Here is a 20,594-nt window from a genome sequence, read left to right on the forward strand (position 1 = left end):
TCCTGGTTGTGTACTGTGGTCTGGACGGGATCAGGTCTGGGCGCTGCCGCACGACTGCCGCACGACGAGCTGCACCGGCATCACGGTGGCGCCGGCGTCAGTGGCGTTGCGCTCGAGGGTGTCGGCCAGCGCGTCGAGCGCCTGGCCGCCCAGCGCGGCAATGGGCACGTGCATGGTCGTCAGCGCCGGGCTGACGTAGCGGGCGATGGGGATGTCGTCGAAGCCGGCAAGCGCGATGTCTTCGGGCAGGCGCACACCGCCGGCCTGCAGCGCACCCAGTAGGCCGATGGCCATGATGTCGTTGGCGGCGAAGACGGCATCGGGCCGCTGGCCCGCAGGCAGGGCCAGCAACGCGGCCGCGGCGCGCTGGCCGCCCGCTTCGGAGAAGTCGCCCTCCAGCAGCCATGCCTCGGCACCCGTGGCCAAGCCGGCGCGGTAGCCGCGCTCGCGCTCGCGCGCCTCGAAGTTGGCCTGTGGGCCACCGAGAAAGGCGATGCGTCGCCGGCCGCTGCGCACCAGGTGCTCGGTCATCGCGCGCGCACCACCGAAGTTGTCGACAGCGAAGACCCGCTGGCGCGCGCCGCGCACGCCGGAGTTCAGCAGCACGGCCGGCAGGGCCGGTGGCAGGTTCTGCGACAGGAAATCGTCGTCGGCGTGCGGCGACATGACGATGAGGCCGTCGACGCGGCCGTTCATCGCGCGCAGCGCGGCCGCGGCCTCGTTGGCATCGTCGTGGGAGCTCGACAGCAGCAGGTGCAGGCCGCGTGCCCGGGCGGCCTGGTCGATGCCGCGGATCAGCTCGGAGAAGAACTCGCCGTGCAGGTCGGGCAGCAGGGCGCCGATGGTGTCGGTGCGTCGCGTGATGAGGCTGCGTGCAGCGCCCGACGGCGAATAGCGCAGTTCGCGGGCGACCTCGACGATGCGCTGGCGCGTGTGCGGCAACACGTTCTCGGCGCCGTTGAGCGCGCGCGAGACAGTGGCGACCGACACGCCGGCGACACGGGCGACATCCTTGATCGTGGCGGGGGTGACCATCTTGTTGTCAGAGGTTGGCGCCATGCGCGGCGATGACCTCAGCATAGAAGCGTGCGCTGGCCTTGGGGGTGCGCCGCTGTGTCTGAAAGTCCACATGCACAAGACCGAAGCGCTTGGCAAAGCCGAGCGCCCATTCGAGGTTGTCGAACAGCGACCAAGCGCAGTAGCCGCGCACGTCGGCTCCCCTTTGAATAGCGTCCTGCACGGCGGCGATATGGGTGCGCAGATAGTGCACGCGCAGCGGATCGTCGACACGCCCATTGATGGCCGTTGGCGGGTCGTAAAACGCGGCGCCGTTCTCGGTCACGTACAGCGGCAGGCCGCCGTAGCGCTCGTGCATCCACACCAGGGTGTCGGCCAGGCTTTGTGGGTGCAGCTCCCAGCCGGTCTCGGTGTAGATGCCCCCGGGCTGGCGCTGCGGCACAGCGGGCACCGGCCAGGCCTTGGGATCAAAGCGCACGACGGCGCGGGTGTAGTAGTTCAGGCCGAGGAAGTCGACGGGGACTTTGAGCGCCTCGACCTCGGCGGCCGGCCAGTCGGGCCAGGCTTCACCAAAGACCTCGCGCAACTCGTGCGGGTAGCGGCCGAGCAGGGCCGGGTCGAGGTACTGCCGGTTCATGTAGGCGTCGGCCAGCCCCGCCGCGTGGCGGTCGTATTCGCTGGCGTCGGCCGGCAGATGCTTGGGCTCGATGTTGACGACCAGGCCGATCCTGTTCTTTCCGATCGCACGATAGGCCTGCACACCCTTGGCATGCGCCTGCATCAACCGGTGCGCCACGATGGCCGCCTCGAAGGCGCTCTTGTGGCCGGGCGCCAGCGCACCATGCATGAAGCCGCCGTCGGCGACGACCCAGGGTTCGTTCAGCGTGACCCACATCGGCACGCGGTCGTCCAGCGCCTTGAAGCACACTTGCGCGTAGTCGGCGAACCAGTCGGGCATGTCGGGGTTGAGCCAGCCGCCACGGTCGTCCAGCGCCGAGGGCAGGTCCCAGTGGTGCAGCGTCACCATCGGCTGGATGCCAGCGGCCAGCAGTTCGTCGACAAGGCGCTCGTAGAAGCCCAGGCCGGCCGCATTCACCGCACCACGGCCCGACGGCAGCACACGGTTCCAGGCGATGCTGAAGCGATAGGTGGCAAGGCCGAGCTCGCGCATCAGCGCGACGTCGTCCTTCATGCGGCGGTAGTGGTCGCAGGCGATGTCGCCGGTATCGCCGCCGAGCACGCGGCCCGGCGTGCGCACGAAGCGATGCCAGTTGCTGACGCCGGCGCCATCGGCCAGCGGCGAGCCTTCGATCTGATAGGCGGAAGTCGCGCAGCCCCAAAGGAAGCCGGGCGGGAACGGTTGTCTCATCCGTATGCCAACTCCGCTTGCGCGGGCCGGTCGTTGTGTCGTCATGTAAACGTTTACATGCATTCTTTCCGTGATTACTTGACGAGTCAACAGCGTGTTTACCCCGGCGCGTCGCGCCCGCACCTCAGACTCCGCCGCTTCGCCCGCCACCAGAAGCAGAGGCAAGGGATGGAACAAGCACAGATCGACGCCACGCTGGCCGAAGCCAGGGCCCATGCCGATGCCGGCAACGCCGAGGCCGCGCTGAAAGCCGCGGGCCGCGCCCACCACGCCGCGCTTGAACGGGGTAGCGTGGCCGCCCAAGCCGAAGCCAGGCACTGCATTGCCAGCATCGAGTTGCGCCTGCTGGGCAATTTCGCTGCAGCGCTGGAGTCGGCGCGGCAGGCGGCATTCCAGTTCCAGCAGGCCGAGATGCCCGAGGGCGAGTGCCGCGCGCTCGCCACCCAGGCCATGGCTGCTGCACGCCTGGGCTACTACGAAACCTCGGTCGACTGCGCCCTGCTGGCGGTCAAGCTGTGTGCCGGCACGTCGAGCGACGGAGCCAGCGTCGAGCAGGTCGTGGCCCACCACGCGCTGGGTGTCGCCATGTTCATCGGCCGCTCCTACGCCGAGGCCAGCGAGGCTTCACAGCGCGCCATCGAGCTGGCCTACCAGTGCGATCCCCCGGTGGACACCTATGTGCTGCATGCCGACCTGGGGTCCACCGAGGTCATGCGCACGCTCAGCGCGCGCAGCGCCATCACCGCGGGCACGACCAGCCTGGAACTGCTGCGCGAACACCTGCGCCGTTGCGACGAACTGCTGCGCGATGCAGCCCCGCTGGCCAGTATCGGCATCGGCAGCCGCAGCAGCAGCGCCCTCACCCACGCCTTCAACAAGGCCATGCTGTTGATCTGGCAGGCTGACCTTGCGGGTGCCGCGGCGCAGGTGTGCCGGCTGCGCGAGGCGGTGGAATCTTCCCGCCGGCCATGGCTGCAAGCCCTCGTGCTGTGGGCCGGGTCGGAGCTGGCCCTGGCCGAAGGCGACCTGCCGTTGGCCCGCAATCACGCCAAGGAGATGATTCGCATCGCCCTGGCGCAGAACCATGAAGGGCTGGTCAGCATTGGCCTGGGCCAGCTGGCTTATCTGGCGTCCACCGCGGGCGACCACGCCGCGGCCGCGCAGGCCCTGCGCGAGCTGGCCGAGCGCGAGCAGTTGGCCCGGTCTGCCAGCCTGCGCGGCCGCGTCGCCGACGTGGAGCGGCAACTGGAACTGCGCAGCCGGACCCGGCAATTGCACGCCTCCGAGGCCGGGCGCGCGCACTTCCAGCAACTGGCGCTCGAGGATGGCCTGACCGGCCTGCCGAACCGGCGCCATTTCGAACTTCAGCTCCAAGGCCTGCTGGAAGAGGTGCGCACCCAGGGCAGCACGGCCTGCCTCGTCATGATCGATGTCGACAAGTTCAAGCAGATCAACGACGGCCATTCGCACAACGCGGGCGACGCGGTGCTGCAGGCCATCGCGGCGCAGATCCGAAGATGCGTGCGCGACAAGGACTTTCCCGCGCGGCTGGCCGGCGACGAGTTCGTCATCATCCTGCGCGATACCGGCGCGCAGGCAGCCCAAGCGTTGACCGAGCGGATCGCCGACGCGGTGTCCCGCCATGCCTGGAGCGGCATCGCTGCCGGCCTGTCGGTTTCAGTGAGCCTGGGGCTCGCCGAAGTCCTGCCGACCGACACCTTGCGTACCGTGCTCAGCCGCAGCGATCAAGGCATGTACGCGAACAAGCGCGACAAGGCCCGCGCCGGCTAGCGGCCAAGCGTGCACGCCCGCGCACAAGGCTGAGCGCGGCCCGGCCGGCGTTCGAAACAACACCTGCTTGCGGGCTTGCGGGCCGAGCGCCGGGCCGCTCCCAAGCAGGCCCGCCTTTGGCGATGTGCTTGCCGGTCAATCCGCCAAGCATCGCCGCCCCCCAGGGGGACCGGCTGGACTCGCCTGCGTCAGCATGGCGAGACCAGACGAGGGGCTCCATTTCAGTCGGCGTAGATCCCTGCCGCCTTGATGACTGGGGTGAGCTTGTTGATCTCGGCCTCGACGAACTTCTTGTGCTCTGCCGGCGCTAGGCGCGCGTCGCTGATGATGACCGCACCCAGCGCCTCCTGGCGCTTGTGGAAGTCGGCGTCCTTCAGGGCTGCGCGCAGCGCCGTGTTGACCTTGTCGATGACGGCCTTGGGCGTGCCCTTGGGTGCATACATGCCGTGCCAGACGGCCAGGTTGAAGCCCTTCAGCCCTGACTCATCGGCCGTCGGCAGCTTGGCCAGCGGGCCGCTGGGCAGGCGCTTGGACGACATCACGGCATAAGCCTTGACCTTGCCGGCCTCGATCTGGCCGGTGGTGTTGGTGGTCTGGTCGCACATGATGTCGACCTGGCCGCCGAGCAGGTCGTTCATGGCCGGCGCGGTGCCCTTGTAGGGCACGGTCGTCATGTCGATCTTGATGGCCGACTGATACAGCAGGCCGCACAGATGCGAGGCCGAGCCGACACCGGCATGGGCGAGGTTGATGTTGCCCTTGTTGGACTCCAGCCACTTGGCCAGTTCGGCATAGTTCGAAGCTGGCAGGCTGGGGCGGCCGATGAGCGTCATCGGCACCTCGTTGACCAGGCCCAGGTATTCGAAGTCTTCCAGCGTCTTGTAGGGCAGCGTGCGGTACAGGGCCGTCGCGCTGGCGATGCCGATGTGGTGCAGCAGCAGCGTGTAGCCGTCCGGCGCGGCCTTGGCGACCTTGTTGGCGCCCAGCGTGCCGCCGACGCCGCCGACGTTTTCGACAATGACGGTGGCCCCCAGGGGCTTGCGCAGCGCCTCGGCCAGGTCGCGGGCGACCTTGTCGGTCGGGCCGCCGGCCGCGAACGGCACTATCAAGGTGACGGGCTTGTCGGGGTAATCGGCAGCGGCGGTGCCGGCGGCCAGCAAGGCTGCCAGTGCAATCAGGGTCAAGCGCATGGACTGTCTCCGTGGAGTTGTGCAGCCATCTTAGGGACAGCGCCACGCTGGGGCATAGCGGGCAGCCCCTAACTCACCGCGTCAGGGAAAACTCAGTGTCAGCGTGTAGCCCTGGGTGCTGCTGCTGCCTGAGTAAGCCCCCACGCGGATGTAGACCGCCAGCGCCGAGCTGCTGGTGTTCTTGTAGCTCAGGGACTCGGTGCAGGTGGCGCTCTCCGACGAGGTCAGCGTCGTGCCGCTGACGTTGTGCAGATAGAGGTCGTAGTCATAGGCCGCCGGGCAGCTCATGTCGACACGCAGCGTCTTGCCGGCCGCCAACGTGACCTTGAAGTAGTCCTTGTCGCTCGTGGTGGCCATGGTGCCGCTGATCGTCGTCTGGTTGGCGACGACGTTGGCCGTGGCGATGGTGCCGTTGGACTCGGTCTCGTTCAGAGTCGCGCTGGCATTGCTGATGCTGAAGGCGACAGCCGTCGAGGCACCCGAATTGCCGGCCGCGTCGTAGGCGCGCGCGACCAGGCTGTGGCTGCCGTTGGCAAGCAGCGTCGAGTCCAGCGTCATCGAATAGGGCGAGCTGGTGTCGCTGCCCTTGACGACGCCGTCGACAACGAAGTCCACGCGCGCCACGCCGACGTTGTCGCTCGCCGTGGCAGACAGCGTGATGGTGCCGGCCGTGCCGCTCTCGCTGGCCGTCCCGGTCGGCGGCGTCGTGTCCACCGGCCCGTTGGACTGCGTGACCCAGACGGGCGCTGTCCACAGCATCTTGCCGTCGTTCTGCGTGATCTTGGCGTAGTAGAAGTGCTCGCCGACGGCCGGTGTCGTGCTGGCCGTGGCGCTGCTGGCCAGCAGCGTGACGGTGCCATTGCGCTTGGGCACGCCCTCGTAGATCTGCACGCTGGCGGCCGTCTTGCCGCTGTTGCTGGCATAACCGACGCTCAAGGAGAGCGTGCCGCTGTTGGTGAAGCGCTCACCCATGACGTGGCCGTTGGCGGTCAGCACGATCTGCGCCGTCTTGTCCATCGTCGCGAAGACGCGGCGGGCCTTGATGGCGTCGATGAAGCTGGTCTTGCCCAGCGCCGTGCCATTCGGGATCAGCACGCCGGTGCGGTTGGTGTACGACTTGCCCCAGTTGGCGCAGTGGTTGTCCTGGTTGCTGGCGGGCGCCACGTGAAAGCCCCGTTCCAGCATCTTGTTGAAGGCGTCTTCAAAGTTGCTGAGGCCGGTCTCGGTCTCGGTCGTGTTGGACGAGAACGCCGAGCTGTTCAGGATCTCGGTCAGCACCATGACCTCGTCGCCATCGGCGCTGTAGCCCAGGGCCGTGCCACCGACGAGGAACTGGCCGGCCGTGTCAGGGTGGTTGAACTGGCCGACGAGGCCAAGCTGGCGCATGGTGGCGTAGAGCGCCGCGTAGTCGCTCTTGGCCGTGAAGCGGTCGCCGAACAGCTGGTTGCTGCTGTTGTATTCCCAGGCGAACAGCTCGGTGCTGTTGAAGATGTTCATGTGGCCGCCATTGCTGATGACGCCCCATTCCATGCCGTAGATCGCGAGGTAGTTGGCCGTCGTCGCGGCGGTGGCGGCTGACAGGCCGGCCTGGTAGCGGCTCTTGGCCGTGGCGGCGCTGCCGCTGGCGTTGGTGCTGGAGGAGCCGTCGAAGTAATGGTTGTGCTCGGAGGACATCAGGATGTCCAGGCCCGCCGTCTTGCCATAGGCGAAGGCGTCGGCGGGGCCATAGGCGCCCGTCTGCGCGGGCTGCGACGACGAGCAGTTGCTCAATGCGCCGCCGCCGTCGGAGTCGTTGGTCTGGCTGTGCAGATTGGCGTAGTAGACCGTGTAGGGCAGGCTGTTGATGGCCGGTGCCGATTGCGCCTTGACGAGGCCGCGGCCGGCGGCCGTGGGCATGGCCGCATAGGGCGGCAGGTCGACGTTGGCCGGCTGGCCGAGGGCCACCGGCCATTGCTGCTCGGCATGGTCCAGCGGCGCAGCAGCGGCCAGCAGGCGCTCGGCGCGGCCGGTGGTCGCGCCCTGGCTCAGCGCGGTGGCGGCGTCTAGGCTCGCGGCTTCGAGCTTGAGTTGATAGAGACCATCGACCAACGCTGCGCCGCCAGTGCCGCGGCCGGTCCAGCGCACATTGGCCGTGACCGGCGCGCCGGCATAGCGGGACTCGCCGCTCCAGCGCTGACGCACGCGGCCCTGCTCGTCGATGAGGCTGAGGGCCCAGGCGAAGGCCTGGCCGTCGGCGATGCCGGGGTGGTCCATCTGCACAATGAAGACGCGCTCGCCGCTGGCGGCCGTGACGGCGAAGGGCGCGGACAGCGTGGCCGAGAACTCGTGGTGGTCGGGGTCCTTGGCGCGCGGGCGCACGGCGGCGGCTTTGTTCAGGTCGCTTTCGGCCTGGCTGGCCTGGACGGCCTGGGGGTCGCTGCTGCCACCACCGCAGGCCGCGAGCAGCAGCAAGAGCAGGGTGGGCGGAAGATGGCGGGCAAGGGTCATGTCGCGTCCTCGGCGGTGCCAGCGGTGGCCAGCAAAGCGGCGGACTGTGGTGGCCGCGCCGGATCGAGTCCATGCGGGCCTTCCTGTCACCAATTCAGGCTAAGGCCGGGCCCGAGTCCTTCAAACGCGTGTCACACCGCGCGGAGATCCTCGATGACCAGTCCGTCGTTGGACAGGCTGCCTGGTGGGACGAGCTCAACCTCGCCGCGCAGCTTGGTGATGTCGCGCAGCGCCGTCTGCAACTGCTCGACGAGGCCCTCGGCAGGCGCCGCCTCGAGCTGCAGGCGCATGCGGTCATTGGCCAGTTCACCCTCGACGACGAGACGCGCCCGGCCGCGCTGGCCGCAGCGCGCCAGCACCTCGGCCACCTGGCCGGCATGCACGAACATGCCGCGCACCTTGGCGGATTGGTCGGCCCGGCCCAGCCAGCCGCGCAGTCGCTGGTTGGTGCGGCCGCAAGGACTCGCGCCCGGCATGACGGCGGACAGGTCGCCCGTGGCAAAGCGGATCAGCGGGTAGCCGGCGCTGAGCGTCGTCACGATGACCTCGCCCACCTCGCCGTCGGGCACGGGGTCGCCCGAACCGGGGCGCACGATCTCGACGATGACGCCCTCGTCCACGATCAGGCCTTCACGCGCCGCGGTCTGGTAGGCGATGAGGCCGAGGTCGGCCGTCGCATAGCACTGGTAGGCATCGACGCCGTGTGCGGCAAACCATGCACCGAGCGCCGGCGGGCAAGCCTCACCGCTGACCAGGGCACGCTGCAGATAGGGCAGCACATGCCCGCCCTCGGCCGCCTTCTCCAGCAGGATGCGCAGCAGGCTGGGCGTGCCGGCATAGGCCTCGGGCTGCAGGTCCAGCAGGGCCTGCAGCTGCAGCTCGGTGTTGCCGACGCCGCCCGGAAAGCTCGCCGCGCCGATGGCGCGCAGGCCGGCTTCCATCATGGCGCCCGCGGGCGTCAGGTGATAGCTGAAGCCCACATGCGCCAGCTGCCCGGCGCGGATGCCGGCGGCATGCAGGGCGCGGGCGGCACGCCAGGGGTCGCTGCCATCAGCGTCGGGCTCGGGCTCGTACAGCGGCCCGGGCGACTGGAAGATGCGGCGCGGCATGCCCGCGGCAAAACCACCCAGGCGCAACGCCCGCCGCGCGGCTTGGGCGGCGGCAAGGCTGCTCTTGCGCGTCAGCGGCAGCGCGGCCAGCGCGGCACGCGAGGTGATCGCCTTGGCGTCGATGCCGGCCAGCAGTTCGGTGTAGGCCGGGCTGCTGGACTGTGCATGGGCGATCTGCTCGGGCAGCGCCGCCATCAGCGCCGCTTCTCGCTCGGCAGGATCGCGCGTCTCCAGCACGTCGAAGAACTCGTCGCTCACTCCTCATCCTTCCAGCGCGTGAGCCGCCGCTTGATCTCGTCCTGCAGCTTGCGGAGTTCGGTCGCCGACTTCAGCGTGAACGTGTCCCACTCGGGGGTTCGCGCGGGGCGCTTGGTGAGCTGGACCTTGACGGTCGCACCCTCCACCGCCAGCTTGAGCACCACGTCGGCGCCCAACATCCAGCCTTCGCCCCGCTCGGCCAGCACGCGTTGGTCGCGCGCAAAGCGCTTCATCGTCAGCAGCGCCGAGTCCGCATCAAAGGGCGGAGGCGCCATCTCCCAGTTGTCATCACTCATGCCAGCCACCTCTTGCGACGTTTGTAGGACTTCACGTCCTTGAAGCTGCGCCGCCCTTCCCCGCCGACGCCGAGATAGAACTCCTTGACGTCCTCGTTCTCGCGCAGCGCGCTGGCAGCGCCGTCCATGACGACGCGACCGTTCTCCAGGATGTAGCCATAGTCGGCATAACGCAGCGCCATGCTGGTGTTCTGCTCGGCCAGCAGGAAGGTCGTCCTCTCCTTGGTGTTGAGGTCGCGCACGATCTCAAACACCTCCTCGACGATCTGCGGCGCCAGGCCCATGGACGGCTCGTCCAGCAACACCATCCTGGGGTTGGCCATCAGCGCGCGGCCGATGGCGCACATCTGCTGCTCGCCGCCCGAGGTGTAGGCCGCCTGGCTGCTGCGGCGCGTCTTCAGTCGCGGGAAGTAGTTGTAGACCTTTTCCAGCGTCGCCGCCACGGCCGCCCGCCCGTCCTTGCGCGTGTAGGCGCCGGTCATCAGATTCTCTTCGATGGTCAGGTGGGCGAAGCAGTGCCGCCCCTCCATGACCTGCACCACGCCACGCTCCACCATGGCCGCCGTCGACAGCTTCTCGATGCGCTCGCCGCGCAGCTCGATGCTGCCCTTGGTGACCTCGCCGCGCTCGCCTTCCAGCAGGTTGGAGACGGCGCGCAGCGTGGTCGTCTTGCCGGCGCCATTGCCGCCCAGCAAGGCCACCACCTGGCCCTCGGCCACCTGCAGGGACACGCCCTTGAGCACGAGGATGACGTGGTTGTAGATGACTTCGATGCCATTCACATCGAGCAGCGGCTTGCTCATCTTCAGCTCTGGCAATCCGCCGGGGTACGGCGGGTGATCTTCTTTTCACCCGCGTACTTGTCCGCCGCTGCCTTGACCATCGGCTTGATGATCTGGCTGTCGGCCTCGTACCAGTCGCTGCTGAAGCTCCACTTCGCGCCATCCCAGGTGTGGATGCGTGCCCAGGTCGAGCCCTGGTGGTCGGTGCAGCTGGTGCTGATCGGGCGGATGACGCCGGTCAGGCCCAAGGACGCCAGCTTCTTGTCATCCAGGGCCAGGTTCTCCAGACCCCAGCGCACCTGCTCGCCGGTCATGACCTTGCCCTTGCCGAAGCGCTCCTGCGCGCGCCGCACGGCCTCCACGCCGAGCGCCTGGATGACCAGGCCGCGCGTGTACAGCACCGAGCCGACCTCGTCCTTCGGGCCCGTGCCCTGGCCCTTGTCGTGCACGAGCTTGAGGATGTCCTGGATGACCTTGGGGCTCTGGCCCGAGGTGTTGAGGTTGAGCGCGTTGTAGCCCTTGGCGCCCTCGCCCACGTCCTTCACGTCGGGCTCGGCGCCCGACCACCAGACGCCGTACATCTTGTCGCGCGGATAGCCGGTGGCCTGGGCCTCCTTCAGCGCGGTGGAGTTCATGACGCCCCAGCCCCACAGCAGCGTGTAGTCGGGCCGGGCCTGGCGCACTTGCAGCCAGGCCGACTTCTGCTCCACGCCGGGTGCGGTCACGGGGATCTTCACCAGCTCGAAGCCATGCGTCTTGGCGCGCTCTTCCAGCAGCGGGATGGGCTCCTTGCCGAAGGGGCTGTCGTGATAGACCAGGGCGATCTTCTTGCCCTTGAGCTTGTCCAGCCCACCTTCCTTCTTGCCGATGTGCTGGATGAGGATGTCGGCCGCCGTCCAGTAGCTGCCCATCAGCGGGAAGTTCCAGGCGAACACGCCGCCATCGGCCGAGGCCGACAGGCCATAGCCCAGCGTGATCAGCGGGATCTTGTCGTTGGGAACCTTGTCGGTCAGCGCGAAGGTGATGCCGGTGGCCTGCGGATCGAACAGCGTCGCGCCCTTGCCCTTCAGGCGCTCGTAGCACTCCACGCCCTTATCGGTCGCGTAGCCGGTCTCGCATTCCTCGAAGGTCAGCTTGACGCCGTTGACGCCGCCGTCACGCGCATTGATCAGCTTGATGTAGTCCTGCTTGCCATTGGCCCAGGGCGTGCCGTTGGGCGAATAGGGCCCCGTGCGATAGACCAGCAACGGGAAGAACTGCTCCTTGGCCTGGGCCTGGGCGGCCGGCGTGGCGAGCTGCAATGCGGCAAGGGCCGCGCAGGCGATGAGGGTCTTCATGGGCTTTGTCTCCTGTCGTTGTGGTGCGTTGGATTCAATGCGGGAAGGGCCAGAGGCGCAACTTCTCTTTGGCGGTTGCCCAGAGTCGCGCGAGGCCGTGTGGTTCCTTGATGAGGAAGAACACGATGAGGGCGCCGAAGATCATCAGCGCGAGATGCGAGGCGGTGGCCGTGTCGATGGGCAGGCCGGTCCAATAGGGCAGCTTGTCCAGGATCAGCGGCAGCACGACGATGAAGGCCGCGCCGAAGAAGGCACCCGAGATCGAACCCAGGCCGCCGATGATGACCATGAAGAGCAGGTCGAACGAGCGGTTGATGCCGAAGGCCGCCGGCTCCCAGGAGCCCAGGTGCACGAAACCCCACAGCGCGCCGGCCACGCCGATGATGAAGCTGCTGACGGCAAAGGCGCTGAGCTTGGCCTGCATGGGCCGGATGCCGATGACGGCGGCCGCGACGTCCATGTCGCGCATGGCCATCCACGAGCGGCCGATATGGCCGCGGACCAGGTTCTTGGTCGCCAGCGAGAAGGCGACGACGAAGGCCAGGCACAGCAGGTAGCGCGCTGCCGGAGATTCGACACTGAAGCCGAAGAGGCTCAGCCCCGCCACGCTGACCGAGCCGGACGAAGACCCGTTGGTGACCCAGGGCAGGCGCAGGCAGGCCCAGTCGACAAAGAACTGCGCCGCCAGCGTCGCGACCGCGAGGTAAAGACCCTTGATGCGCAGCGACGGCAGGCCGAAGGCGACACCCAGCACCGTCGCGCCCAGGCCACCCGCCAGCAGCGACACGATCAGCGGCATGCCCTCGAAGCGGGCCTGGCAGTTGTAGGCCACGTAGGCACCCACGGCCATGAAGGCGCCGGAGCCCAGCGAGATCTGGCCGCAGTAGCCGACAAGCACATTCAAGCCCAAGGCGGCGAGCGACAGGATCAGAAAGGGGATGAAGATGGCGCGCATCAGATATTCACTGGCCACCATCGGGATGACGACGAAGGCGACCGCCAGCAGCAGCGCCATGCCGATGCGGTCCTGGCGGATGGGGAGGATCTGGCTGTCTGCCGGGTAGTTCGTCTTGAACTGGCCGTTTTCGCGGTAGAGCATCGTCAGACCCCGCGCGCAATAGGAAGGCAACCACAGAGACACAGAGGCACAGAGCGGCTTCGCCGGCTGATCTCCTGTATTCCCTCTGTGCCTCTGTGCCTCTGTGGTTGCATTTATGTTCCTTCAGACACGATCGATGATCTTTTCGCCGAACAGTCCTTGCGGCCGCACCAGCAACACCACGAGCACCAGCACGTACCCGAACCAGTACTCGATGCCACCACCCAGCATCGGCCCGAGATAGGCCTCCGACAACTTCTCCCCCACACCGATCAGCAGACCGCCGACGATGGCGCCCGGCACGCTCGTCAGCCCACCGAGGATGACGACGGGCAGTGCCTTCAGCGCCACCAACGACAGCGAGAACTGCACCCCCAGCTTGCTGCCCCAGATCATCCCGGCCACCAGCGCGACGAAACCAGCCACGCTCCAGACGATGACCCAGATGCGCGACAGCGGGATGCCGATGCTCTGCGCGGCTTGGTGGTCGTCGGCGACAGCGCGCAGCGCGCGGCCGGTGGCGGTCTTCTGGAAGAACAGCGACAGCCCGGCCACCAGCGCCGCTGCGATCAGGGCCGCGTAGAGATCCTCCTTGCTGACGAGGATGCCGCCCTGGAAGACATCCTCGAACAGGAACATCGGGTCCTTGGGCAGGCCGATGTCGATCTTGTAGATGTCGTTACCGAACAGCGTCTGGCCCAGGCCTTCGAGCAGATAGGCGATGCCGAGCGTGGCCATCAGCAGCGTCACGCCTTCCTGGTTGACGAGCTTGGACAGCGCCAATCGCTCCACCAGCCAGGCCACGACCACCATCACCGCCAGCGCGCCGACAAAGGCCAGCAGGTTGATGAGGATCTTGCCGTCCAGGCCTGTGAACTTCGGGATCCATTCGGCAAAGCGCGCCATCGCGAGCGCAGCGAACAGCACCATGGCGCCCTGCGCGAAATTGAAGACACCGCTGGCCTTGAAAATCAGCACAAAGCCCAACGCGATGAGGGAATAGAGCATCCCCGCCATCAGGCCGCCAATCAGGGTTTCGAGAAAAGGTCCCATCAGTGGCTCGCTCCGAGATAGGCCTTGATGACGTCTTCGTTCTTGCGCACCTCATCCGGCGCGCCGTCGCCGATCTTCTTGCCGTAGTCCAGCACGACGACACGGTCGGAGATGTCCATGACGACGCCCATGTCGTGCTCGATCAAGACGATGGTGGTGCCGAACTCGTCGTTGACGTCGAGGATGAAGCGGCACATGTCCTGCTTCTCTTCCACGTTCATGCCGGCCATGGGTTCGTCCAGCAGCAAGAGGCTGGGTTCCATCGCCAAGGCGCGGCCGAGGTCGACGCGCTTTTGCAGGCCGTAGGGCAGTCGCCCCACGGGCGTCTTGCGGTAGGCCTGGATCTCGAGGAAATCGATGATGCGTTCCACCGCCTCGCGCTGTTCGCTCTCCTCGCGCCGCGCGGGGCCGAGGTGCAGGGCTTGCCAGAACAAGCCGCGCTTCATGCGCAGGTTGCGGCCGGTCATGATGTTGTCCAGCACGCTCATGCCCTTGAACAGCGCCAGGTTCTGGAAAGTGCGGGCCACGCCCATCTCGGCGACCTGGCGCGGGCTCATGCCCTTGAAGGTGCGGCCGCGCAGCGTGATGGCGCCCTGCTGCGGCTGATACACGCCGTTGATGCAGTTCAGCATCGAGCTCTTGCCCGCGCCGTTGGGGCCGATGATGGCGCGCACCTCGTGCTCGCGCACATCGAAGCTGATGTCGGTCAGCGCCTTCACGCCACCGAAGGCCAGCGAGATGTTCTTCACCTCGAGGACGACGTCGCCAATCTTCTTCATGCGGCCTGTCCTTTGACGGCCGGGAAGGTCTTGGCCTCGACGATGCGCAGATCGGCCGCCACCATGGACGTGCGGCCATCCTCGAACTTGACCTGGGTCTCGATGTATTGCGACACCTTGCCTTCGTAGAGCGCGTCTATCAGCACGCCGTACTTCTCGGCGATGGCGCCACGGCGCACCTTGCGCGTGCGCGTCAGCTCGCCGTCATCGGCGTCCAGTTCCTTGTGCAGGATGAGGAAGCGGCTGATCTGGCTGCCGGCCAGCAACTCGTCCTGGGCCAGGTCGGCGTTGACCTTCTCGACGCAGTCGAGGATGAGCTCGTAGACCTCGGCGCGCTGGGCCAGGTCGGTGTAGCCGGCATAGGGCAGGTTGCGGCGCTCGGCCCAGTTGCCGACGGCCTCGAAGTCGATGTTGATGAAGGCGCAGACCTTCTCGCGCTTGTCGCCGAAGCAGACCGCTTCCTTGATGTGGGGGAAGAACTTCAGCTTGTTCTCGACGTACTTGGGCGCAAACATCGCGCCATCGAAGGCGCCTCCCATCAGGCGGCCGACATCCTTGGCACGGTCGATGATCTTCAGGTGGCCGCCTGGCGTCAGGAACCCCGCATCGCCGGTGTGATACCAGCCGTCTGCCGTCAGCGCCTCGGCCGTCGCCGCGTCGTTCTTGTAATAGCCCTTGAGCAGGCCGGGCGAGCGCACCAGCAGCTCGCCGCTGTCGGTCAGCTTGATCTCCACGCCGTCGATGGGCACGCCCACCGTGTCGGCGCGGGCCTCGTGGTCGGGCTGCAGGCAGACGAAGACGGCGGTTTCCGTCGAGCCGTAGAGCTGCTTCAGATTGATGCCGATGGCTCGATAGAAGCTGAACAGGTCGGGACCGATGGCCTCGCCCGCCGTATAGGCGACGCGCACGCGCGAAAAGCCCAGCGTGTTGCGCAGCGGGCCGTAGATCAGCACGTCACCCAAGGCATAGGCCAGGCTGTCAAGCAGTCCCACAGGCTGCTTGTCCATCAACCGCGGGCCGACGCGGCGCGCCAGCGTCATGCAACGCTCGAACAGCCAGCGCTTGACGGCGGAGGCATCCTCCATGCGGATCATCACTGTCGTCAGCAGGCCCTCGAAGACCCGCGGCGGTGCGAAGTAATAGGTCGGGCCGACCTCCTTCAGGTCAATGCTGACCGTCGACGCCGATTCCGGGCAGTTGACGACATAGCCCACCGCCAGCCACTGCGCATAACTGAAGATGTTCTGGCCGACCCAGGCCGGTGGCAGATAGGCCAGCACCTCTTCGTCCGACGTCAGCTTGTCGAAGCGCTGGCCAGCCTGGGCGCGGTCGATCAGCGTCGCATGGGTGTGCATGACGCCCTTGGGGTTGCCCGTCGTGCCCGAGGTGAAGAACAGCGCCGCCACGTCACCGGGCAGGCAGGCCGCCACCTCGGCGGCAAAGAACTCCGGCCGCTCCAGGGCGTAGGCGCGCCCGCGGGCGGCCAGTTCGTCCAGCGATGACAGCCCTTGCTCGTCATAGTGGCGCAGGCCACGCGGGTCGTCGAACCAGATGCTCTTGAGCTGCGGGCACTGCTCGCGCAGCTCCAGCAGCTTGTCGACCTGTTCCTGGTCCTCGACGATGGCGAAGGCGATCTCGGCGTTGTTCAGCGGGAAGACGAACTCGGCCGCGACGGCGTCCTGATAGAGCGGCACCGGCACGGCACCCAGGCATTGCGCGGCCAGCATGCTGGCGTACAGGCGCGGCCGGTTTTCACCGACAACGATGATGTGCTCGCCGCGGCGCAGGCCGGCGGCCGCCAGACCCAAGGCCAGCTCCTGAACCAGCGCCGCGAGCTGCGCCCACGACAGCGTCTGCCACACGCCGTAGGCCTTTTCGCGCAGCGCGGGCGCGTCGGGCCGGCGGGCGGCGTGGTCGAGCAAGAGCCGGGGGAAGGTCGTCAAGCCTGTCTCCAATGCGCGGGCTGGAGCCTGCGTCTGTTGAGGCCCATTCTGGTCAGTACTTTGACGCCCATCTGTCGGTACGACGACAATTTACGGGTCTTCACGGCCCAGACTTTCCCGCCCCCCCATGGCTGACACGTCACTGCCGCTCAGACAACGTACCCGCCGGCCAACGCCGGCCGAGCTGGACGCCATCCCCTGGCTGAAGCTGCTCGATGGACCTTTGCGCGAGCGCGCCCTCACCACACTGGAGGTCGGCGATGCGGAGCCCGGCGAGCGCCTCTGCCGCATCGGACGCCCGGCCACGCTGTGGTTCGGCGTGGTCGACGGCCTGCTGAAGATGAACAACGACGATTCGCTGGGCGCAGCCGTCACCTTCACCGGCATCCCGCCGGGCGGCTGGTTCGGCGAGGGCACGCTGCTCAAGCGCGAGGTCTACCGCTACAACATCCAGGCCCTGCGGCCGAGCGTCGTGGCCGGCCTGCCCATCGACAGCTTCCACGCGCTGCTGGACGGCAGCATCGCCTTCAACCGCTTCGTGCTGGACCAGCTCAACGAACGCCTGGGCCAGTTCATCGCCGCGCGCGAGACCGACCGCATTCACGACCCCGATGTGCGCGTCGCCCGCAACCTGGCCGCCCTCTTCCACCCGACGCTCTACCCCGGCGTGGGCAACTGGCTGCGCATCACGCAGCAGGAGCTGGGTTATCTGGTGGGGCTGTCGCGCCAGCGCGTGAACCAGGCGCTGCACTGCCTCGGTGATGCCGGCCTGATCCGCATCGAATATGGCGGGCTGCGGGTGCTGGACCTGCAGGGGCTCAGGCGCTTCGAGCCGGCGGCGGTCTAGGAACGGAAGCGTTGTGGCGACAGCTGCTGCGCCGTGACGCCCATGTCGAGCAAGTCCTGCGGCAAGCCGCGCCCCAGCGCCAGTGCCGCCGCGGCGCGGCCCAGGGCCGGTGAGGTCTGGATGCCATAGCCGCCCTGCCCCGCGCACCAGAAGAAGCCCGGCGCCGATGCGTCGAAGCCGACAACAGGCGAGCGGTCGGGGCTGAACACGCGCAACCCGGCCCAGCGGTGGCGCACGCGCTTCACCGGCTGGCCGGTCAGCGTCTCGAAGCGGTCCACGGCGATGGCCACGTCCAGCTCCTCGGGCTGGGCATCGCAGGGCGGACTGGGCGTCTCGTCAGCGGCCGAGATCAGCAGCAGGCCGGCATCGGGCTTGAAGTACTGGCTCTCGTCGATCGCGACGACGGCGGGCCAGTCGCTGGCATCGACCCCCTCGGGCAGATCGATCAACACGGCGGTGCGGCGCAGCGGCTGCAGCGGCACCGGCGCGATGCCGGCGAGTGCCGCGACGTCGTCGGCCCAGGCGCCGGCCGCATTGATGACGATGCCGGCGCGAAAGCTGCCCGCGGTGGAATGGGCCAGCCAGCTCGACCCTTCACGCTCCAGTCCCTCGAGGCGGGTACCGAGGTGCAGGCCCGCACCCGCGGCCCGCGCGCTGCGCAGGAAGCCCTGGTGCAGCAGGTCGACGTCGATGTCGGCCGAGGTCGCGTCCAGCAGCGCGCCGGCGATGCGCGCGCGCTGCAGCACGGGCACGCGGGCCAGCACCTCGTCAACGCTCAGCGTGGTGGTGCGCTCGCGCACATCCGCGTCCGCCGTGAAGCTGGCGACGAGGTCGAGCTGACCGGCGCCGACGAGAAAGAGGGTGTGCCGCTCGCGCAGCAGCGCCTCCTTGACCATGCCCTGCGACGGCGTGCGGAAGTAGCCCAGGCTGGCACGCGTCAGCGCACGGATGGTCGCGTTGCCGTAGAGCGCCGAGTAGAGCGCCGCCGAGCGGCCGGTGGAGTGGTAACCCGCATGGGGCTCGGCTTCGAGCACGGCCACACTCGCCTCGCCCGCGAGCGAGGCCGCCACCGACGCCCCCGCGATGCCGGCACCGATGACGATGCAATCCACGTTCTTCGTCGTTGTCTCTTGGCCCATGGCTGGCTGGTGCAATTTTCCAAAACGGAAAATAAATGTACCATCACGAAAAACGTTGGGCAATGATGAAATCCGCGCATCCGGCGCCGTTTTGAGGAGATCGAGTGGACGCTTCCCTGCAACCCCGCACCGCCGCGCCCTGGTTCGGCCAGCCGCGTGGCCTGGTGGTGCTCTTCCTGACCGAGGCGTGGGAGAAGTTCTCCTTCTACGGCATGAAGGCGCTGCTGATCTATTACATGATTCGGCACCTGAACTTCCAGCAGGCCGACGCGTCGACCATCTACGGCGCCTACACGGCGGGCGTGTACCTGACGCCCATCTTCGGCGGCTACATCGCCGACCGCTGGCTCGGCCGGCGGCGCGCCATCCTCATCGGCGGCTCGCTGATGGCGCTGGGGCATTTCACGCTGGCCTTCGAGTCGGCCTTCTTCCCGGCCCTGCTGCTGATTGCCCTGGGCAACGGCCTCTTCCTGCCCAACCTGCCCAGCCAGGTGGGCGACCTCTATGACGAGAAGGACCCGCGCCGCGGCGGCGCCTACAACGTCTACTACGCGGGGGTGAACCTGGGCGGCATGCTGGCGCCGCTGGTGTGCGGGACGCTGGGCGAGCTGTACGGCTGGCACGTGGGTTTTGGCGCCGCGGGCATCGGCATGTGCGTGGGCCTGGTCATCTACATGATGGGCTCGCGCCACCTGCCGCAGGACCGCCCGCGCAGCGCCGAGCCGGCCGCGGCGATGCCCGCAGGGCAAGGCGGCGGCAGCTTCCTGCCCTTGCTGCTGGTGGCGCTGGCGGTCGTCGTGTTCCGCAGCGCCTATGAGCAAAGCGGCAACACGCTGGCGGTCTGGGTGCAGGCGGGGGTCGATCGTTCCGTCTGGGGCCTCACGATGCCCATGACGTGGGTGCAGTCGCTGAACTCTCTGTTCGTGCTGCTGCTGACGCCCTTCGTGATCGGCAGCTGGCGCCGCGCGGCGGAACGCGGGCGGGAACTGTCCGCCCTGGCGAAGATGGCCACCGGCGCTGCCGGCGTGGCGCTGTCCTACCTGGCGCTCTCGCTGCTGGTGGCCTCGCAGGGCAGCACGCCGGTCAGCATGCTGTGGGTGGTGGCCTTCTTCGTGCTCTACACGCTCGGGGAGCTGTACATCCTGCCGGTGGGTCTGGGCCTTTTCGCGCGGCTGGCGCCGCGAGGCATGGGGGCCACGGTCATTGCCGCGTGGTTCCTGGCGTCGTTCGGCGGCAATTTCCTGGCCGGCCTGGTGGGCCGCGCGTGGGAGCCGCTGGGCCCGGCGGGCTTCTTCGCCGCGCTGGCCGGCATCGCGGGCATCGCCGCGGCGGCGCTCTTCGCGTTGCGGCCGCTGCTGCGGCGCGTGGAGCGCCAACCGGCCTAGCGGCGTACCGGCTTGGCCTTGGGCCGGGTGGCGCGCGCCGCCTTGGCCGGCGCTGTCGGTTCCGGCGCCGACAGGCGTTGCGACGCCTCCACGAAGTGCTGCGTCATCACGTCGCCATGGCCGTTGCGCGGCGCGCAGGTGGCCACCAGCCGGCAGGTGCCCTCCGACGCCTTCAGGTAGGCGTGGCCCATCTCGCTGTCGAAGAAGATGGAATCGCCCGGCTTCAGGATGACCGGCGCATACAGCTCGGAATGGAAGGCCACCTCACCTTCGATGACGAAGGCGAACTCCTCGCCGGGATGGCGGATCAGGTCGCCAAACTCGGCCTTGAACTCGTCCAGCGTGCGCGCGCGCACCTCAGCGATCAGCGGCGTGAAGCGCTTGTTCAGCAGCTCGGCCGCGAGATAGGTCTGCTTGTAGCTCTGCGTGTCCACCACCTGGCCGTCGCCCGCGCGGTGCACCACGCGCCGGCCGCCACCGCTGGGGGCGGGGCGCGCGCCCTGGGCGTCGTGCAGCAGCTCGGCCATGTCCACGCCCAGGCCGCGGCTGAGCAGCATCAGCTTGTCGTAGGACAGCGACACGTTGCCTTTTTCCAATTTGGACAACGTCGACACCGCCATGCCGGTGCGCTCGCTCACCTGGGCCAGGGTCAGGCCGAGGCGCTTGCGCACGCTGCGGATGTGTTCGCCGGGAGAGGTGCTGGAACTGGCCAT

The 20,594-nt window shown here is 67.8% G+C and carries 17 protein-coding genes; 3 read left to right on the plus strand and 14 right to left on the minus strand.

Annotation, left to right across the window (positions count from 1 at the left end; translation table 11 throughout):
• Nucleotides 1-30: 30 nt before the first annotated feature.
• Together ASC95_RS25795 and ASC95_RS25800 are read right to left on the minus strand one after the other, a co-directional pair.
• A complete protein-coding gene (locus ASC95_RS25795; RefSeq protein WP_057300770.1) occupies nucleotides 31-1,035 on the minus strand; it encodes a LacI family DNA-binding transcriptional regulator in 1,005 nt (334 codons plus the stop codon).
• Nucleotides 1,036-1,042: 7 nt separating this feature from the next.
• Nucleotides 1,043-2,386, minus strand: a complete 1,344-nt coding sequence (locus tag ASC95_RS25800; protein WP_057300571.1) for a GH1 family beta-glucosidase — start codon at nucleotides 2,384-2,386, stop codon at nucleotides 1,043-1,045.
• A gap of 168 nt (nucleotides 2,387-2,554) precedes the next feature.
• Between ASC95_RS25800 and ASC95_RS25805 the strand changes: the two genes are divergently transcribed.
• Nucleotides 2,555-4,177, plus strand: a complete 1,623-nt coding sequence (locus ASC95_RS25805; RefSeq protein WP_057300572.1) for a diguanylate cyclase — start codon at nucleotides 2,555-2,557, stop codon at nucleotides 4,175-4,177.
• A gap of 221 nt (nucleotides 4,178-4,398) precedes the next feature.
• Here the strand turns inward: ASC95_RS25805 and ASC95_RS25810 are convergent, their stop codons facing one another.
• The 10 genes from ASC95_RS25810 to ASC95_RS25855 all read right to left on the minus strand — a co-directional run bounded on the left by ASC95_RS25810 (nucleotide 4,399) and on the right by ASC95_RS25855 (nucleotide 16,510).
• Nucleotides 4,399-5,367, minus strand: a complete 969-nt coding sequence (locus ASC95_RS25810) for a tripartite tricarboxylate transporter substrate-binding protein (protein ID WP_057300573.1) — start codon at nucleotides 5,365-5,367, stop codon at nucleotides 4,399-4,401.
• An 81-nt stretch (nucleotides 5,368-5,448) separates the two neighbouring features.
• Nucleotides 5,449-7,854 (minus strand): CehA/McbA family metallohydrolase, encoded by a 2,406-nt coding sequence (locus tag ASC95_RS25815; protein ID WP_162250855.1) that lies wholly within the window; start codon nucleotides 7,852-7,854, stop codon nucleotides 5,449-5,451.
• Nucleotides 7,855-7,985: 131 nt separating this feature from the next.
• Nucleotides 7,986-9,221 carry a phenylacetate--CoA ligase family protein gene (locus tag ASC95_RS25820; protein ID WP_235538055.1) on the minus strand — a complete coding sequence of 412 codons (1,236 nt, stop codon included), beginning with the start codon at nucleotides 9,219-9,221 and terminating at the stop codon, nucleotides 7,986-7,988.
• Nucleotides 9,218-9,517: a hypothetical protein gene (locus ASC95_RS25825; protein ID WP_057300574.1), complete on the minus strand. Its 300-nt coding sequence runs from the start codon at nucleotides 9,515-9,517 to the stop codon at nucleotides 9,218-9,220. Before ASC95_RS25825 ends, ASC95_RS25820 begins: the two co-directional genes overlap by 4 nt.
• On the minus strand, nucleotides 9,514-10,320 hold the full coding sequence (locus ASC95_RS25830; RefSeq protein ID WP_057300575.1) for an ABC transporter ATP-binding protein: 807 nt from the start codon (nucleotides 10,318-10,320) through the stop codon (nucleotides 9,514-9,516). Before ASC95_RS25830 ends, ASC95_RS25825 begins: the two co-directional genes overlap by 4 nt.
• Nucleotides 10,321-10,322: 2 nt before the next feature.
• The gene (locus ASC95_RS25835; RefSeq protein WP_057300576.1) at nucleotides 10,323-11,636 is read right to left on the minus strand and encodes an ABC transporter substrate-binding protein; all 1,314 of its coding nucleotides are present in this window, start codon (nucleotides 11,634-11,636) and stop codon (nucleotides 10,323-10,325) included.
• 34 nt (nucleotides 11,637-11,670) lie between these two features.
• Nucleotides 11,671-12,735 carry a branched-chain amino acid ABC transporter permease gene (locus ASC95_RS25840; RefSeq protein WP_057300577.1) on the minus strand — a complete coding sequence of 355 codons (1,065 nt, stop codon included), beginning with the start codon at nucleotides 12,733-12,735 and terminating at the stop codon, nucleotides 11,671-11,673.
• A 123-nt stretch (nucleotides 12,736-12,858) separates the two neighbouring features.
• Nucleotides 12,859-13,788, minus strand: a complete 930-nt coding sequence (locus ASC95_RS25845; RefSeq protein WP_057300578.1) for a branched-chain amino acid ABC transporter permease — start codon at nucleotides 13,786-13,788, stop codon at nucleotides 12,859-12,861.
• A complete protein-coding gene (locus ASC95_RS25850; RefSeq protein ID WP_057300579.1) occupies nucleotides 13,788-14,567 on the minus strand; it encodes an ABC transporter ATP-binding protein in 780 nt (259 codons plus the stop codon). Before ASC95_RS25850 ends, ASC95_RS25845 begins: the two co-directional genes overlap by 1 nt.
• Nucleotides 14,564-16,510: a long-chain fatty acid--CoA ligase gene (locus ASC95_RS25855; protein ID WP_057300772.1), complete on the minus strand. Its 1,947-nt coding sequence runs from the start codon at nucleotides 16,508-16,510 to the stop codon at nucleotides 14,564-14,566. The genes ASC95_RS25850 and ASC95_RS25855 overlap by 4 nt, the downstream gene beginning before the upstream one ends.
• A 127-nt stretch (nucleotides 16,511-16,637) precedes the next feature.
• Between ASC95_RS25855 and ASC95_RS25860 the strand changes: the two genes are divergently transcribed.
• On the plus strand, nucleotides 16,638-17,357 hold the full coding sequence (locus tag ASC95_RS25860; protein ID WP_057300580.1) for a Crp/Fnr family transcriptional regulator: 720 nt from the start codon (nucleotides 16,638-16,640) through the stop codon (nucleotides 17,355-17,357).
• Here ASC95_RS25860 and ASC95_RS25865 read toward each other — a convergent pair.
• Nucleotides 17,354-18,496 (minus strand): FAD-binding oxidoreductase, encoded by a 1,143-nt coding sequence (locus ASC95_RS25865; protein WP_057300581.1) that lies wholly within the window; start codon nucleotides 18,494-18,496, stop codon nucleotides 17,354-17,356. The genes ASC95_RS25860 and ASC95_RS25865 overlap by 4 nt on opposite strands.
• 104 nt (nucleotides 18,497-18,600) lie before the next feature.
• Here ASC95_RS25865 and ASC95_RS25870 point away from each other — a divergent pair, with 104 nt between their 5' ends.
• Entirely contained in the window at nucleotides 18,601-19,881 is a 1,281-nt protein-coding gene (locus ASC95_RS25870; RefSeq protein ID WP_057300582.1) for a peptide MFS transporter, read from the plus strand.
• Here ASC95_RS25870 and ASC95_RS25875 read toward each other — a convergent pair.
• On the minus strand, nucleotides 19,878-20,594 hold the full coding sequence (locus ASC95_RS25875; RefSeq protein ID WP_057300583.1) for a helix-turn-helix domain-containing protein: 717 nt from the start codon (nucleotides 20,592-20,594) through the stop codon (nucleotides 19,878-19,880). The two genes, ASC95_RS25870 and ASC95_RS25875, sit on opposite strands and share 4 nt — an antisense overlap.

Source organism: Pelomonas sp. Root1217, from assembly GCF_001425705.1.
Classification (GTDB): Bacteria; Pseudomonadota; Gammaproteobacteria; order Burkholderiales; family Burkholderiaceae_C; genus Pelomonas.

Excerpts from the sequence above, each read along its gene's own strand:
- ASC95_RS25875 (WP_057300583.1), bottom strand. The coding sequence starts at position 20,594 with ATGGCCAGTTCCAGCACCTCTCCCGGCGAACACATCCGCAGCGTGCGC.
- ASC95_RS25825 (WP_057300574.1), bottom strand. The coding sequence starts at position 9,517 with ATGAGTGATGACAACTGGGAGATGGCGCCTCCGCCCTTTGATGCGGAC.
- ASC95_RS25795 (WP_057300770.1), bottom strand. The coding sequence starts at position 1,035 with ATGGTCACCCCCGCCACGATCAAGGATGTCGCCCGTGTCGCCGGCGTG.
- ASC95_RS25865 (WP_057300581.1), bottom strand. The coding sequence starts at position 18,496 with ATGGGCCAAGAGACAACGACGAAGAACGTGGATTGCATCGTCATCGGT.
- ASC95_RS25850 (WP_057300579.1), bottom strand. The coding sequence starts at position 14,567 with ATGAAGAAGATTGGCGACGTCGTCCTCGAGGTGAAGAACATCTCGCTG.
- ASC95_RS25830 (WP_057300575.1), bottom strand. The coding sequence starts at position 10,320 with ATGAGCAAGCCGCTGCTCGATGTGAATGGCATCGAAGTCATCTACAAC.
- ASC95_RS25810 (WP_057300573.1), bottom strand. The coding sequence starts at position 5,367 with ATGCGCTTGACCCTGATTGCACTGGCAGCCTTGCTGGCCGCCGGCACC.
- ASC95_RS25815 (WP_162250855.1), bottom strand. The coding sequence starts at position 7,854 with ATGACCCTTGCCCGCCATCTTCCGCCCACCCTGCTCTTGCTGCTGCTC.
- ASC95_RS25840 (WP_057300577.1), bottom strand. The coding sequence starts at position 12,735 with ATGCTCTACCGCGAAAACGGCCAGTTCAAGACGAACTACCCGGCAGAC.
- ASC95_RS25800 (WP_057300571.1), bottom strand. The coding sequence starts at position 2,386 with ATGAGACAACCGTTCCCGCCCGGCTTCCTTTGGGGCTGCGCGACTTCC.
- ASC95_RS25805 (WP_057300572.1), top strand. The coding sequence starts at position 2,555 with ATGGAACAAGCACAGATCGACGCCACGCTGGCCGAAGCCAGGGCCCAT.
- ASC95_RS25835 (WP_057300576.1), bottom strand. The coding sequence starts at position 11,636 with ATGAAGACCCTCATCGCCTGCGCGGCCCTTGCCGCATTGCAGCTCGCC.
- ASC95_RS25845 (WP_057300578.1), bottom strand. The coding sequence starts at position 13,788 with ATGGGACCTTTTCTCGAAACCCTGATTGGCGGCCTGATGGCGGGGATG.
- ASC95_RS25860 (WP_057300580.1), top strand. The coding sequence starts at position 16,638 with ATGGCTGACACGTCACTGCCGCTCAGACAACGTACCCGCCGGCCAACG.